The 14349-nt window shown below is 64.5% G+C and carries 11 protein-coding genes; 7 read left to right on the top strand and 4 right to left on the bottom strand.

What is annotated here, in order from left to right; all coding sequences use genetic code 11:
• Nucleotides 1-141: 141 nt before the first annotated feature.
• The 5 genes from ACLFKU_RS03485 to purU all read left to right on the top strand — a co-directional run bounded on the left by ACLFKU_RS03485 (nucleotide 142) and on the right by purU (nucleotide 5505).
• Nucleotides 142-2139 carry a cation:proton antiporter gene (locus ACLFKU_RS03485; protein ID WP_410848267.1) on the top strand — a complete coding sequence of 666 codons (1998 nt, stop codon included), beginning with the start codon at nucleotides 142-144 and terminating at the stop codon, nucleotides 2137-2139.
• A gap of 81 nt (nucleotides 2140-2220) precedes the next feature.
• Nucleotides 2221-2787, top strand: a complete 567-nt coding sequence (locus ACLFKU_RS03480; protein WP_368584432.1) for an adenine phosphoribosyltransferase — start codon at nucleotides 2221-2223, stop codon at nucleotides 2785-2787.
• Nucleotides 2788-2958: 171 nt separating this feature from the next.
• Nucleotides 2959-3573, top strand: a complete 615-nt coding sequence (locus ACLFKU_RS03475) for a LysE family translocator (protein WP_410848178.1) — start codon at nucleotides 2959-2961, stop codon at nucleotides 3571-3573.
• A gap of 70 nt (nucleotides 3574-3643) precedes the next feature.
• A complete protein-coding gene (locus ACLFKU_RS03470) occupies nucleotides 3644-4552 on the top strand; it encodes an NUDIX hydrolase (RefSeq protein WP_410848177.1) in 909 nt (302 codons plus the stop codon).
• Nucleotides 4553-4635: 83 nt separating this feature from the next.
• Nucleotides 4636-5505, top strand: a complete 870-nt coding sequence (gene purU, locus ACLFKU_RS03465) for a formyltetrahydrofolate deformylase (protein WP_368584436.1) — start codon at nucleotides 4636-4638, stop codon at nucleotides 5503-5505.
• Between the two features lie 58 nt (nucleotides 5506-5563).
• Here the strand turns inward: purU and ACLFKU_RS03460 are convergent, their stop codons facing one another.
• The 3 genes from ACLFKU_RS03460 to uvrA all read right to left on the bottom strand — a co-directional run bounded on the left by ACLFKU_RS03460 (nucleotide 5564) and on the right by uvrA (nucleotide 11051).
• On the bottom strand, nucleotides 5564-6790 hold the full coding sequence (locus ACLFKU_RS03460) for a PepSY-associated TM helix domain-containing protein (protein WP_410848176.1): 1227 nt from the start codon (nucleotides 6788-6790) through the stop codon (nucleotides 5564-5566).
• A 267-nt stretch (nucleotides 6791-7057) separates the two neighbouring features.
• A complete protein-coding gene (locus ACLFKU_RS03455; protein WP_368584438.1) occupies nucleotides 7058-8143 on the bottom strand; it encodes an AI-2E family transporter in 1086 nt (361 codons plus the stop codon).
• 34 nt (nucleotides 8144-8177) lie between these two features.
• Nucleotides 8178-11051: an excinuclease ABC subunit UvrA gene (gene uvrA, locus ACLFKU_RS03450; protein ID WP_410848175.1), complete on the bottom strand. Its 2874-nt coding sequence runs from the start codon at nucleotides 11049-11051 to the stop codon at nucleotides 8178-8180.
• A gap of 314 nt (nucleotides 11052-11365) precedes the next feature.
• Between uvrA and ACLFKU_RS03445 the strand changes: the two genes are divergently transcribed.
• Both ACLFKU_RS03445 and ACLFKU_RS03440 read left to right on the top strand, forming a co-directional pair.
• On the top strand, nucleotides 11366-12553 hold the full coding sequence (locus ACLFKU_RS03445) for an MFS transporter (RefSeq protein WP_368584440.1): 1188 nt from the start codon (nucleotides 11366-11368) through the stop codon (nucleotides 12551-12553).
• A 146-nt stretch (nucleotides 12554-12699) separates the two neighbouring features.
• Nucleotides 12700-13230 (top strand): single-stranded DNA-binding protein, encoded by a 531-nt coding sequence (locus ACLFKU_RS03440; RefSeq protein WP_152851823.1) that lies wholly within the window; start codon nucleotides 12700-12702, stop codon nucleotides 13228-13230.
• Nucleotides 13231-13372: 142 nt separating this feature from the next.
• Here ACLFKU_RS03440 and ACLFKU_RS03435 read toward each other — a convergent pair whose 3' ends face one another.
• Nucleotides 13373-14173, bottom strand: coding sequence for a hypothetical protein (locus ACLFKU_RS03435; protein WP_410848174.1), 801 nt, complete (start codon nucleotides 14171-14173; stop codon nucleotides 13373-13375).
• Nucleotides 14174-14349: the final 176 nt, after the last annotated feature.

Here is a 14349-nt window from a genome sequence, read left to right as displayed (position 1 = left end):
GTCGGCCTGCCGATAGTCTCATTTGCAGCTGCTTTGGCGTTCGTTAGCAGCTTTTTGCCGGCCCTATCCATCATGTCGCACGGTGTTCTCGTGCGCGGTTCCGCTGACGAACGAGGACGCTTCACCCATGCGTTTTTGCCGATGATTTCCCCGCTCGAAATGACGCTGTTTCTGTTGCTGGCATCGGTGGCGGGCGTGGTGATCTTTCGCTTCCTGAATCTGCCGCCGATGCTCGGCTATCTGACGGTCGGCATCGTCGTCGGGCCGCATGCGTTCGGGTTGATTCCCGATTCGGCGGGCGCGCAGAACCTCGCGGAATTCGGCGTCGTGTTCCTGATGTTCTCGATCGGGCTGGAGTTTTCGCTGGCCAAGTTGCGCACGATGCGCCGGCTCGTGTTCGGACTCGGCTTGCTGCAGGTGATCGGCACGGTCGCGGTGGCGGTGTCGCTCGGCTTCGTGCTGGAGCGCTGGGTACATATCACGTGGCAGGCGTGCGTCGCGCTGGGCGGCGCGCTGGCGATGTCGTCGACGGCGATCGTCAGCAAGATGCTCGCGGAGCGGCTCGAGATCGAAACCGAGCACGGCCGCAATATTTTCGGCGTGCTGCTGTTCCAGGATCTCGCGGTGGTGCCGCTGTTGATCATCATTTCGGCGCTCGGCGGGCGCTCGGAGAATCTGGCCAGCGCGCTCGGCATAGCGGCGATCAAGATCGTCGTGGCCCTCGCGCTGCTGCTGATCGTCGGCCAGCGCTTCATGACGCGCTGGTTCAACGTGGTCGCGCGGCGCCGCTCGCAGGAACTGTTCATCCTCAATCTGCTGCTGGTGACGCTCGGCGCCGCGTTCATCACCGACAAATTCGGGCTGTCGCTCGCGCTCGGCGCGTTCATCGCCGGCATGCTGATCGCCGAGACGCCGTACCGGCATCAGGTGGAAGAGGACATCAAGCCGTTTCGCGACGTGCTGCTCGGGCTCTTCTTCGTGACCACCGGCATGCTGCTCAATCCGCGCGTGATCTGGGAGCATCCGCTCGTCGTGCTGGCGTTTTTCGTCGGCCCCGTGTTGCTGAAGATGGTCATGATTACCGGCCTCGCGCGGCTTTTCGGCGCGACCCCGGGCGTGGCGATGCGCACCGGCATCGGTCTCGCGCAGGCGGGTGAGTTCGGATTCGTGCTGTTGAACCTGATCCTCGACCGGCATCTGGTCGACGCGACCCTGTTGCAGACGATTCTTGCCGCGATGCTGCTGTCGATGCTCGCCGCGCCGTTCATGATCCAGAACGCGGACCGCGTCGTGCTGCGGCTGTCGTCGACCGAATGGATGATGCAGTCGTTGCAGATGACGCGCATCGCGACCCAGAGCCTGAAGCAGAGCGGCCACGTGATTATCTGCGGCTATGGGCGCGCCGGGCAGAACCTCGCGCGCATGCTCGAGCATGAAGGGCTCTCGTATGTCGCGCTCGACCTCGATCCCGACCGCGTCGCGGCGGCAGCGGCGGCTGGTGAATCGGTCGTGTTCGGCGACGCGGGGCGGCGCGAGTCGCTGCTGGCCGCGGGCCTGCATCGCGCGGCCGCGATCGCGATCACCTACGCGAACACGCCGTCGGCACTGCGCGTGCTGCACAACATTCACGAGATGGAGCCGACGCTGCCGGTCATCGTGCGTACCGTCGACGACGCCGATCTGGAGAAACTGCTCGCCGCCGGCGCGACCGAGGTGATTCCGGAGATCGTCGAGGGCAGCCTGATGCTCGCGTCGCATACGCTCGTCGTGATGGGCGTGCCGATGCGCCGCGTGGTGCGACGCGTCGAGGAGATGCGCGACGAACGCTACTCGCTGTTGCGCGGCTATTTCCACGGTGCCGACGACATCGACGACGACGACGGTCACGAGCAGGTGCGGCTACAATCGGTGCCGGTCGACGAGAGCTCCGACGCGGTGGGCCGTACGCTCGCCGAGGTGGGCCTGTACGAACTCGGTGTCGAAGTGACCGCGATCCGCCGGCACGGCATCCGCGGCGTCGAACCGGACCCGTCGACGAAACTGCGCGCGAGCGACATCGTGGTGCTGCGCGGTCTGCCCGAGCAACTGGCGCAAGCCGAGGAGCGGCTGTCGCAGCATCGCCGCGCCGCCGCGGCCTGAACCCGTGAACCCGGACCGTTCTGGCGGGCGACCCTGATTCAAGCTTTTCACCGGACCTGCCGAGGTCCATCCGGAGACATCATGTCCAACGCGCTCGCGAGCGCGCCGCTCGATGCGGCCGACTACCTCAGAAGCCACATTCGCACGGTGCCCGACTGGCCGCAGCCGGGCGTGCAGTTCCGCGACATCACGCCGCTGCTGCGCGAGCCGAAGTCGCTGCGCGTGCTGATCGACCTGTTCGTGCAGCGCTATATCGATGCGAAGCTCGACTACATCGCCGGGCTCGATGCGCGCGGCTTCATCATCGGGCCGATCGTCGCGCACGAACTGAGCCTTGGCTTCATCCCGATTCGCAAGGCGGGCAAGCTGCCGTACAAGCGGATCTCGCAATCGTATGAACTGGAATACGGCACCGCGACCGTGGAGATTCACGAGGATGCGTGCGAGCCGGGCGACCGCGTCGTGATCATCGACGACCTGATCGCGACCGGCGGCACGATGATGGCCGGCAAGCTGCTGCTCGAGCGGCTCGGCGCGGTCGTCGTGGAAGGCGCGGCGATCGTCGACCTGCCGGACCTGGGCGGTTCGAAGCTGCTGTGCGAGGGCGGTCTTGCCCTCTATACAGTGACGAGTTTCGGCGGTCACTGAGCCGGGAGGCCGTTACGGCGTGCGCCGTGACGCGCGGTCGGGTTTCTCGCCCTACCAGCTGTTAAAGCCGTACGAGCCGCGCAAGCTCCGTTGGCCGCACCAGGCCAACCGGGTTCCACGACATGGCTCACCGCCAGGGCTCATCAGCCGCCCAACCAGAAGGCCACCACGATGCCCAATTTCCTGCTGTTTCTCGCCACTTCGATTGCGATCACCGTGGCGCCCGGCCCCGACAATCTGCAGGTGCTCGCGCGCGGCATCTCCCAGGGCCGCGCGGCCGGCCTCGTCGCCGCGCTCGGCTTTGCCGCCGGCATCACCTTTCATACGACGCTCGCGGCGCTCGGCGTTGCCGCGCTGCTGCGTTCGTCGCCGCTCGCGTTCGAAGCGATCAAGCTCGCCGGCGCCGCGTATCTGGTGTGGATCGGCATCAAGGCGTTGCGCAGCCAGGGCCTCGCGACCGCCCACGAGCGTGCGCCGCAGCCGCTTTCGGCGGTGTTTCGCCAGAGCGTCCTCGGCAATCTGATGAATCCGAAGGTCACGCTGTTCTTCGTCGTGTTTCTGCCGCAGTTCGTGCAGCCCGGCGGCGCGCAGAGCGTGACCGTGCAGATGCTGGAGCTCGGCGCGCTATTCATGCTGCAGACCGTCGTGGTGTTTTCGCTGTTCGGCGTGTGCGCGGGGATCATCGGCAGCTGGCTCAGACGGCGGCCGCGTGTCGGCCTGTGGCTCGATCGCTTGGCTGGCGCGACGTTCATCGCGATCGGGATTCGCGTCGCGCTGCGCGACTGACGCGCGTCACGCGACCCCCTGTTTCCGCTTTGCCAGGTTCGCCACGACGGCGGACAGTTTGGAGTTTTCGATGACTTTGCCTTGCATCACCGCCGCGCGCCGCTTCGACGCGAACGCGCATCGGCCGTTTCTGATCGGCGCCGAACCGGTCGGCTGGATTCGCGAGCGCGACGTGCCGCTGCTCGCGCGCTGGCCCGACGTGTTCGAGATTGCGAACAACGGCGTGACGCTCTGCGCCACCTTCGATACCGTCGATTTGCGCAGCGCGGCGCTCGCTTCCGTGATCGGCGCGCTCGCCGCCGATGGCCGCATCCCCGGCTGGCGCAACGAAACCTACGCGATCCGCAACGCGTTCGACGCGCCGCCGCTCGCGTATATCGAGCGCGCGGCGTCGCGCTTCTTCGGCACGATGACGTACGCGGTGCATCTGAACGGCGTCGTAGAATATGCGGATGGCGGGGCGTCCTTTGGCGGTGCGCCCTTTGGCGGTGCGCCCTCTGGCGGAGCGCCCCGTGGCGCGCCGCAATTGTGGATCGCGCGCCGCAGCGACACCAAGGCCACCGATCCCGGCATGCTCGACAACGTCGTCGCGGGCGGGATCGGCTGGGGCTTCGGCATCGCCGAAACGATCGTCAAGGAGTGCTGGGAAGAAGCGGGCATTCCAGCGGAGATCGCGGCGAGCGCGGTCGCGGGCCGCACCGCGCATGTGCTGCAATCGCTGCCGGAAGGCACGCAGGCCGAGCAGATTTTCATCTACGACCTCGCGCTGCCAGCCGACTTCGCGCCGCGCAACCAGGACGGCGAAGTGGGCGAACACCGGCTCGCGCGCATTGACGAAGTCGCGCGCTGGATCGAGGAAGGCGCGCTGACCGTCGATGCCAGCCTCGCGACGCTCGATTGCCTGCTGCGCCGCCGCTGGATCGACGAGGACGCGTGCGAGGGCATCGACGCGCTGTTCGCGCCGCCGTCGCTGGGCTAACTGACGCTCATCGGTCAGGCCCGCCCGCGCAGCCAGTACCCACTGAAACAAACCACGCATTGAAGAAGGGAGTCACCGAGGTCATGTCGACCGATCACAGCTTTATCCTCAAACTGTCGTGCGCCGACCGGCCCGGCATCGTTCACGCCGTGTCGGGCTTTCTGTTCGAGCGGGGCAGCAATATTCTCGACTCCGCGCAGTTCGGCGACAGCCGCACCGGCGAGTTCTTCATGCGCGTGCATTTTCAGCAGGTGGGCGGCGATCCGGGACTGGACGCGCTGCGCGCGTCGTTCGTGGCCCTCGCCGAGCAGTTCGGCATGAGCTGGGAGTTGCACGACGCGAACGTGAAGCCGCGCGTCGTGATCATGGTGTCGAAGATCGGCCACTGCCTGAACGATCTGCTGTTCCGCTACCGCACCGGTCAACTCAACATCGAGATCCCGGCGATCATCTCGAACCACAAGGAGTTCTACCAGCTCGCCGCGAGCTACGACATCCCGTTCCATCACTTCCCGCTGCTCGGCGGCACACCCGAAGCGAAAACCGCGCAGGAAGCGCGCGTGCTCGAAGTGATCAACGAGCATCAGGCCGACCTCGTGGTGCTCGCGCGCTACATGCAGATCCTGTCGCCGAACCTGTGTGAGGCGCTCGCCGGCCGCGCGATCAACATCCACCATTCGTTCCTGCCGAGCTTCAAGGGCGCGAAGCCGTACTACCAGGCGTTCGACCGCGGCGTGAAGCTGATCGGCGCGACGGCTCACTATGTGACGACCGATCTCGACGAAGGTCCGATCATCGAGCAGGAAGTCGAGCGCGTCGACCACAGCATGACGCCGGAGCAACTGACGGCGATCGGCCGCGACGTCGAGTGCGTGACGCTCGCGCGCGCGGTGAAGTGGCACGTCGAGCACCGTGTCGTGCTGAACGGCAGCAAGACGGTGGTGTTCCGCTAAAAATTGCGCCGGTAACACCGCGCCGGTCGAGGCCGGCGTGGCGCTTTTCCCGCTTGTATTACGAACGCGCTGCCGCGCTGCCCGTGCTTTTCCCGGGATTCGCGTTTTGCGCGGAACGGCGGCGCGCGCTCAGTTTCTTCAGCCAGATCAGAAGGCCCGTGACGCTCAGCACGGCCACCGCTAACCCCACCGCGCTGATCAGAATCCGCCCGCCGAGTCCGAGAATGCGCCCCGAGTGCAGCGGATACTGCATCTGCAGGAAGATGTCGCCGGCCGTACCGTGGCCGGGAATCCGCGTGGCGAGCCGCTTGCCGGTGGCGGCGTCCCAATACATCCATGGGTTGCCGAGGCCGGTGTCGCCGTGGTCGTTGCCGGCCGTGTAGAAGCCGACGCCGTACGTATGCATGAATTCGGCGTAGTAGAGCCCGCCCGGTGGCGCGGCGACATGCATCTCCTTGCCGGCTTGCTCGGCGAGCTCGACGATGCGCTCGCGGCTCAGCACCTGATCGCCCGGTTGCGGCGTGCGCAGGATTTCGGGGTCGCTGAACGGATCGGGCGTCACTGTCGACAGTCGTGACACGATCGGCCGCACCACCTGCGACGACAGATTCATCGAAATCGACGTCAGCGCGACGATCGCCAGCAGGCCCCAGATCCATACGCCGCCGGAGCGGTGCAGATCGAACGTCAACGCATAGCCGCCACGTTTCAGGCGGAACGCGAACGACTTGCGCCAGGCCTTCAGGCTCGGAAACGACAGGCACAGCGCAATCACGCTATCGAACAGCCACACGATGCCGACGATCCCCATCAGCCACGTGCCGATGTCAACGCCGCCGGTGAACGGCAACTGCAGCGTGTAGTGCAGCTTGTAGATGAACGGAATCAGGTTGAGCCGCGCGAGCGACATGGCGCCCCATTCACGGCGTCCCTGGATCTCGCCGGTGACGGGATCGACGGCGATCTGATTGAAGTCGAGCGGGTAGGGCTGCTTCGTCGCCGGGTCGGTGCGCGGCAGCACCATCATTTGCAGGGCGTGACCCGGTTCGACCTCGAGCGGCAGATAGGTCACCCGAAGACGCGGATCGGCCGCTTCGACGCGATTCGCCAGTTCGAGCCCGGACAGCGTCGGTCCGGCCGTGCGAGCCAGGTAGAACGACGGGTTCAGCGCGGCATCGAGCTCGTGGTCCCACGCGATGATCGCGCCCGTAAGTCCCGCGACAAACAGAAACAGTGCGGTCGCGACGCCGAACCAGCGGTGCAGGCGGACGAGCTGGCGTCTCATGCGAGAGCCAGGCGGAATCGCGGGCGGGAAACCAGGTGAAACGTCACGATGCGGACTGATTGTAAATAGGAATTGTTCGCATCTTAGGGGGTAGTGCCGTCGGCTGCAAGTTTTCTGTCAGCAGCAGGCGACGATGCCGTGTCGCGGGAAGCATAAAAAAAGCGGCACCGAAGTGCCGCTTCGCTTTCGTCGCCTGACTGGACTGCTGGGCGGTGCGTGCTGAGGAGCGTTAGTGAGTGCTGACTTTGAAGCTCACCCTAGTCCCGCTCACACCAACCGCAAATAAATCAGCTCCCGCTTGATGTACGCATAAAAAATCGGCGCGGCGATGACCCCGGCGATACCGAACGCTGCTTCCATCACCAGCATCGCGATCAGCAGTTCCCACGCGCGCGCCTCGATTTGACCGCCGACGATCCGCGCGTTCAGAAAGTACTCGAGCTTGTGAATCAGGATCAGGAACACGAGCGACATGATCGCCGCCGGAAAACTCACCGACAGCGCGACCGCGACGATGATGGTGTTCGAGATCAGATTGCCGATCACCGGCAGCAGACCCACGATGAACGTGACGAGCACCAGCGTTTTCGACAGCGGCAGCCGGTCGTGGAAGGTCGGCAGGATCACGAGCAGGAAGATCGCCGTGAATACCGCGTTGAGTGCGGAAATCTTCACCTGCGCGAACACGATGCGGCGAAACGCGTCGGCAAAACGCGTGACGCGCGTGACGAACGCGGTGGACAGCGGCAGCCGCTGCATATGCTTCTGGGCGCCGACCGCGATGATTGCGCCGATGATCATGCCGATCAGCACGTGCGTGAACGCGCGCGCCGCGGTCGTGCCGCTTTGCTGCAGCATGTTCGCGTGCGTGTGCATCAGTTCCGCGGCCTTCGTCTTCATCTGCTCGGTGTCGACCGGCAGATAGTTCGCGACGAATTGCGGAATCCTGCCGCGCGCCTGGTCGATCAGTTGCATGGCCTGATCGAGCAGCGCCTGCACGCTGGGCACGTCGTTCTCGAAATGCGAGATGATGCCGAGCGTGAGCCCCGTCAGCGCGCCGACGATCACCGTCGACAGGAGCACCACCGCGAGCCAGCGCGCCCGCCTGCTCGACATGTGACGTTCGATGCGCGGCGCGATCATTTGCACGAGCTGAAACACCAGCAGCCCGGCGAGCAGCGCGCCGAGCAGCTTCAGTTCGATGACCGCCCACATGCCGAACAGCATCACGACGTAGCTGCCGATCTCGACCGCCGACAGCTTCGGCAAACTCATGTCGCTGGTCAGCCTGACCGGGCGCGGGCGCAGGTCCTGCACCCGATCTTCTTCGCGCGCCTGATTACGCTTGGTCATGGCTTATCCCGTCTCCAACCTCGATAGTGCAGCGTTATTTTGTACTGGCGGCGCGCTTGAGCAGCGGCGCCAGATATTTTCCGGTAAAACTGGCCTTCGACTTCGCAACTTGCTCGGGCGTGCCTTGGGCGATGATCTGCCCGCCGCCGGCGCCGCCTTCGGGGCCAAGATCGATGACCCAGTCCGCGGTTTTGATTACATCGAGATTATGTTCGATGATCACGACGGTATTACCCTGGTCACGTAACCGGTGTATGACTTCCAGCAACAGCGCGATATCGTGAAAGTGCAGGCCGGTGGTCGGTTCGTCAAGGATGTATAGTGTGCGACCGGTATCGCGTTTGCTCAGTTCCAGCGACAGTTTCACCCGCTGTGCCTCGCCGCCCGACAGTGTGGTGGCCGACTGCCCAAGGCGAATATAGCCGAGACCGACGTCCAGCAGGGTTTTCAGCTTGCGCGCGACGACCGGCACGGCCTTGAAGAACTCGTACGCGTGCTCGACCGTCATGTCGAGCACTTCGCTGATGTTGCTGCCTTTGTACTCGATGTCGAGCGTTTCGCGGTTGTAACGCTTGCCGTGGCAGACGTCGCACGGCACGTACACGTCGGGCAGGAAGTGCATTTCGACCTTCAGCACGCCGTCGCCCTGGCACGATTCGCAGCGCCCGCCCTTGACGTTGAACGAGAAGCGGCCCGGATCGTAGCCGCGCTCCTTGGCGGCCGGCACGCCCGCGAACAGCTCGCGGATCGGCGTGAACAGGCCGGTGTAGGTTGCCGGATTCGAGCGCGGCGTGCGGCCGATCGGCGACTGGTCGACGTTGATCACCTTGTCGAAGTGTTCGAGGCCCTCGATCGACTCGTACGGCGCCGGCTCCGTGGCCGAGCCGTACAGATGATGCGCGACCGCCTGATACAGCGTGTCGTTGATCAGCGTCGACTTGCCCGAGCCGGACACGCCGGTCACGCAGGTCAGCAAACCGACTGGCAGATCGAGCGTCACGTTGTGCAGATTGTTGCCGTACGCTTCGACGATGCGCAGGTGCCGCTCGTCGGGTTCCTTGCGCTCGTCCGGGTATTCGATCGTGCGCGCGCCCGACATGTACTGGCCCGTCAGCGACGCCGCGTTCTTCTGTATCTCTTTGGGCGTGCCCTCTGCGATCACCATGCCGCCATGTTCGCCGGCACCCGGGCCCATGTCGACCACGTAGTCGGCCATGCGGATCATGTCCTCGTCGTGCTCGACGACGATCACCGAGTTGCCGAGGTCGCGCAGATGCTTGAGCGTCGAGATCAGCCGGTCGTTGTCGCGCTGATGCAGGCCGATCGACGGTTCATCGAGCACGTACATCACGCCGGTCAGCCCCGAGCCGATCTGCGAGGCGAGGCGAATGCGCTGCGCTTCACCGCCCGACAGCGTTTCCGCGCTGCGCTCGAGCGACAGGTAATCGAGCCCGACGTTGTTCAGGAACATCAGTCGCGCGACGATTTCCTTCACGACCTTGTCGGCAATCTCGCGCTTCGAGCCTTCGAGGCGCAGCGTCTGGAAGTAGCCGAGCGCATCGCGCAACGGCCAGCCGCTGATCTCGAAGATGCCGCGCGCGTCGCTGTCGGCGCCGATGCGCACGAACCGCGCCTCGCGACGCAGCCGGGTGCCCGCGCACGCCGGGCACGGCTGGTTGTTCTGATACTTGGCGAGTTCTTCGCGTACCGCGGACGAATCGGTTTCGCGGTAGCGCCGCTCCAGATTCGGGATGATTCCTTCGAACACGTGCTCGCGCACCGACGTGCGGCCGCGCTCGTTGATGTACGAGAACGGAATCTCCTGCTTGCCCGAACCGTACAGCAAGATCTTGCGGACTTTTTCCGGCAGGTCCTCGAATGCGGTGTCGATGTCGAAGTCGTAGAACGCCGCGAGGCTCTGCAGCATCTGGAAGTAGAACTGGTTGCGCCGGTCCCAACCTTTGACGGCCCCCGCCGCGAGCGACAGCGACGGATGCGCGACCACCCGCTTCGGATCGAAGAACGTGATCTGGCCGAGGCCGTCGCACTCGGGGCACGCACCCATCGGGTTGTTGAACGAGAACAGCCGCGGCTCGAGTTCCTGCAGCGAATACGAGCAGATCGGGCAGGCGAACTTCGAGCTGAACAGGTGCTCCTTGTCCGTGTCCATTTCGAGCGCGATCGCGCGGCCATCGGCGAGACGCAGCGCCGTTTCGAACGATTCGGCGAGACGCTGCTTCATGTCGGGACGCACGCGCAAACGGTCGATCACGACGTCGATCGTGTGCTTGTCGTTTTTCTTCAGCTTCGGCAGCGAGTCGACTTCGTAGATTTTCGCGCTGCCTTCGTTGGCGGTGCCGCCGCCCGAGCGCACGCGAAAGCGCACGAAGCCTTGCGCCTGCATGTCCTCGAACAGATCGGTGTGCTCGCCCTTGCGATCGCTGACGACGGGCGCGAGGATCATCACGCGCGTTTCTTCAGGCAGTGCGAGCGCCGCGTCGACCATCTGGGACACGCTTTGCGCTTCGAGCGGAATTTCGTGATCGGGGCAGTAGGGCGTGCCGACGCGCGCGAACAGCAGACGCAGATAATCGTGGATTTCGGTGACGGTGCCGACCGTCGAGCGCGGATTGTGCGAGGTCGCCTTCTGTTCGATCGAGATAGCCGGCGACAACCCTTCGATCAGGTCGACGTCGGGCTTTTCCATCAGTTGCAGGAACTGCCGTGCATAGGCGGACAGACTTTCGACGTAGCGCCGCTGCCCTTCCGCGTACAGCGTATCGAACGCCAGCGACGATTTGCCGGAGCCCGAAAGCCCCGTGATAACGACGAGCTTGTGACGCGGTAGGTCGAGATTGACGTTCTTCAGGTTGTGGGTGCGAGCCCCACGAATACGGATTTGTTCCACGGATTTATTCCATGAACTGCGGAAAGGGAAAGAGGCCAAACCTGCTACTATAACGACTTTTCCAGACCGCCGTTACGGCGTGCTGACAGCGGGAAAGAGGCGTAGCTGGGGCCGTTTTCCGCGAGTACAAGATGCCGCGAGCATCGGCGGGGACGGTAGGGCACGGGCTTTGCGCGTCGCTTTGCGACGTCTCCTCGGCGCGGACCTGCCGATATGCCGGAGCTAGCCGCCCGCCTGTTCGTCCTGCTCCACTGTGCTGGCGCTCGAGGCTGTCGCCACGGGCTCGCCGCCCGGTTCATTCAAACAACGCTTCGATGTCCAATCCGTCCGCCATCTCCACACGCATGAGCGCGCCCGAATTGCGCGCGACCGTGTCGCTTGCCGCCATCTTCGCGCTGCGCATGCTGGGTCTCTTCATGATCATGCCGGTGTTCTCGATCTACGCGAAGACCATCCCGGGTGGCGAGAACGTGCTGCTCGTCGGCATCGCGCTCGGCGCGTACGGCGTCACGCAGTCGATGCTCTACATCTTCTACGGCTGGATCTCCGACAAGATCGGCCGCAAGCCGGTGATCGCGACGGGCCTGCTGATCTTCGCGATCGGCAGCTTCGTCGCGGCGGCCGCGCACGACATGACGTGGATCATCGTCGGCCGGGTGATTCAGGGGATGGGCGCGGTGTCGTCGGCGGTGATTGCTTTCATCGCCGATCTGACCGCGGAGGAACATCGCACGAAGGCGATGGCGATGGTCGGCGGCAGCATCGGTGTGTCGTTCGCGGTCGCGATCGTCGGCGCGCCGATCGTGTTCCATTGGCTCGGCATGAGCGGACTCTTCACGCTGGTCGGCGTGTTCGCGATCCTCGCGATTGGGGTGGTGCTGTGGGTCGTGCCCGATGCGCCGAAGCCGGTGCACGTGCGCGCGCCGTTCGCCGAAGTGCTCCACAACGTCGAGCTGCTGCGCTTGAATTTCGGCGTGCTCGTGCTGCACGCGACGCAAACCGCGCTGTTCCTCGTCGTCCCGCGCATTCTCGAAGCAGGCGGGCTGCCGGTCGCGTCGCACTGGAAGGTGTATCTGCCGGTGATGGGGCTGTCGTTCGTGATGATGGTGCCGGCGATCATCGCCGCCGAGAAGCGCGGCAAGATGAAGATCGTGCTGTTGTCGGCGATCGCCCTTATCCTGATCGGCCAGTTGTTATTGGGCGTTGCTCCGCATACGATTCTAAGTGTGGCGGCGATCCTGTTCGTGTACTTCCTCGGCTTCAATATTCTCGAAGCCTCGCAGCCTTCGCTGGTGTCGAAGCTCGCGCCCGGTACCCGCAAGGGAGCCGCGGCCGGCGTGTACAACACCACGCAGTCGATCGGTCTTGCGCTGGGCGGGATGGTCGGCGGCTGGCTGCTGAAGATGAACGGCCAGAGCGCGGTTTTCTTCGCCTGCTCCGGGCTGGTATTTTGCTGGCTTATAATCGCCGCAAAGATGAAACAGCCGCCGCGCAAGGCATAACGCAGCGTACTCGGGGCACTTCCCGAATCATCCAGAACTCACCCGGCGGCGGGCAGAGGCGCTCTTCTGGTCTCGGGCCTGCCGGCCATGAGACGCGAACCGCGTAGTGCCGCGCCGCCTGCAACAGGAATCAACAGGAGAAATTCATGGCATCCGTGAACAAGGTCATTCTGGTCGGCAACCTCGGCGCCGACCCGGAAGTTCGCTATCTTCCGAGCGGCGACGCAGTGGCGAACATCCGCCTTGCGACGACGGACCGCTACAAGGACAAGGCGTCGGGCGAGATGAAGGAAGCCACCGAGTGGCACCGCGTCGCGTTCTTCGGCCGCCTCGCGGAAATCGTGGCGGAATATCTGAAGAAGGGCTCGTCGGTGTACCTCGAAGGGCGCATCCGCACGCGTAAGTGGCAAGCCCAGGACGGTACCGATCGTTACTCGACCGAAATCGTCGCGGAACAAATGCAGATGCTCGGCGGCCGTGGCGGCGCATCGATGGGTGGCGGCGACGAAGGCGGTTATAGCCGTGGCGAGCCGTCGGAGCGTAGCGGCGGCGGTGGTGGCCGCGGCATGTCGTCGGGCGGCGGCTCGCGCGGCGGCAGCGGCGGTGGCGGCGCGAGCCGTCCGAGCGCGCCGGCTGGTGGCGGCTTCGACGAGATGGACGACGATATTCCGTTCTGACCGTTCCGGCTCCATGCCGACCCGACCAGCGTCCCGCTGATCGATACAACGAGAAAGGCCCGCTTTCTGCGAGGAAAGCGGGCCTTTCTATTTGGCGGCATTTTTTACGTCACACGCGCGCACGGAGCCTTTCCGCCGAAAATCACCGGCTCAAATGCTCCAGTGCATCCCGCAACGGCAGACTCGAAATCACGATCGGCCCGGTGAACGGCGTATCCAGATCGACGATCACATAAACGGCCGAAGCAATCGACACCGCTCCCAGCGTGATCGTCACCAGCGCCAACGCATTGCGCGGCGCGATCAACCCGAAGCTCAGAAAGATCACGCCTAGCCAGAACGTCAGCGTCTTGAAGAACGGCTGCGAAATCGAGCTGTGCGCTTCCTCGATGATCTTCCAGCGCGCGTCGATGACGCGGCGGTACTGAATCAGCGCGTCATCGAGCGCGCGTTGCTGCAACGCATCCTGCGTGCGCAGTTGTCGCAATTGCCGCCCCACCGTGGTCAGCATGTCGCCCAGACGCACGTTTTCGAGTTGCTGCGAACTGTCGGGCGAACCGAGATCGCGCGGGTAGTCGCCGCTCGGCGTGGGCTCGCGCGGCCACGTCGACGCGATCGCCGCCGCTGTGTACTGGCGCAACAGGCGTCGCGACCCGTCGGCCGCGCTGCCGAGCTCGCGCAGCGTCGTGTCGAATTCGATCAGTTCGGCCGCATAGGTGCGCAGATCGTTCGACGCGGTGTCGAAGCTCGATTTCGCCGATGCCGTCATCAAACCCAGCACCAGCGCGGCGAACGTCACCAGCATGCCGATCACGAGCTGCACCAGCTGTACGGTCTCGTGCGCCTTGTGCTCCTCCGGCAGCAGCGGCCGCACCCCGACGCCGAGGCCGGTGGCGATCAGCAGCAGCGCGAACACGAGTACGGCCGAACCGATTTCCGACATAGGCGCGCTCCGGGCAGGAAGGGGCTTCGACAGAAGGGCTGCAGCAAACGGGCTTCGAGACTCCATTGATGTAACGCAAGCGGGGCGAGCGATCAACCATAAAGTTTTCCACCGATGCGCCGTTGTCCTCAATGTGCTGTTTGCTTAATTTTCAGACAAGTTGCGGACCGGGCCGA

Source organism: Paraburkholderia sp. EG304, from assembly GCF_046543485.1.
Classification (GTDB): domain Bacteria; phylum Pseudomonadota; class Gammaproteobacteria; order Burkholderiales; family Burkholderiaceae; genus Paraburkholderia; species Paraburkholderia youngii.
This window is presented reverse-complemented; position numbering and strand designations above follow the sequence as displayed.

Coding starts and splice junctions, on each gene's coding strand:
- ACLFKU_RS03485 (WP_410848267.1), top strand. CDS start 142: ATGATTTCCCCGCTCGAAATGACGCTGTTTCTGTTGCTGGCATCGGTG.
- ACLFKU_RS03480 (WP_368584432.1), top strand. CDS start 2,221: ATGTCCAACGCGCTCGCGAGCGCGCCGCTCGATGCGGCCGACTACCTC.
- ACLFKU_RS03475 (WP_410848178.1), top strand. CDS start 2,959: ATGCCCAATTTCCTGCTGTTTCTCGCCACTTCGATTGCGATCACCGTG.
- ACLFKU_RS03470 (WP_410848177.1), top strand. CDS start 3,644: ATGACTTTGCCTTGCATCACCGCCGCGCGCCGCTTCGACGCGAACGCG.
- purU (WP_368584436.1), top strand. CDS start 4,636: ATGTCGACCGATCACAGCTTTATCCTCAAACTGTCGTGCGCCGACCGG.
- ACLFKU_RS03460 (WP_410848176.1), bottom strand. CDS start 6,790: ATGAGACGCCAGCTCGTCCGCCTGCACCGCTGGTTCGGCGTCGCGACC.
- ACLFKU_RS03455 (WP_368584438.1), bottom strand. CDS start 8,143: ATGACCAAGCGTAATCAGGCGCGCGAAGAAGATCGGGTGCAGGACCTG.
- ACLFKU_RS03445 (WP_368584440.1), top strand. CDS start 11,366: ATGTCCAATCCGTCCGCCATCTCCACACGCATGAGCGCGCCCGAATTG.
- ACLFKU_RS03440 (WP_152851823.1), top strand. CDS start 12,700: ATGGCATCCGTGAACAAGGTCATTCTGGTCGGCAACCTCGGCGCCGAC.
- ACLFKU_RS03435 (WP_410848174.1), bottom strand. CDS start 14,173: ATGTCGGAAATCGGTTCGGCCGTACTCGTGTTCGCGCTGCTGCTGATC.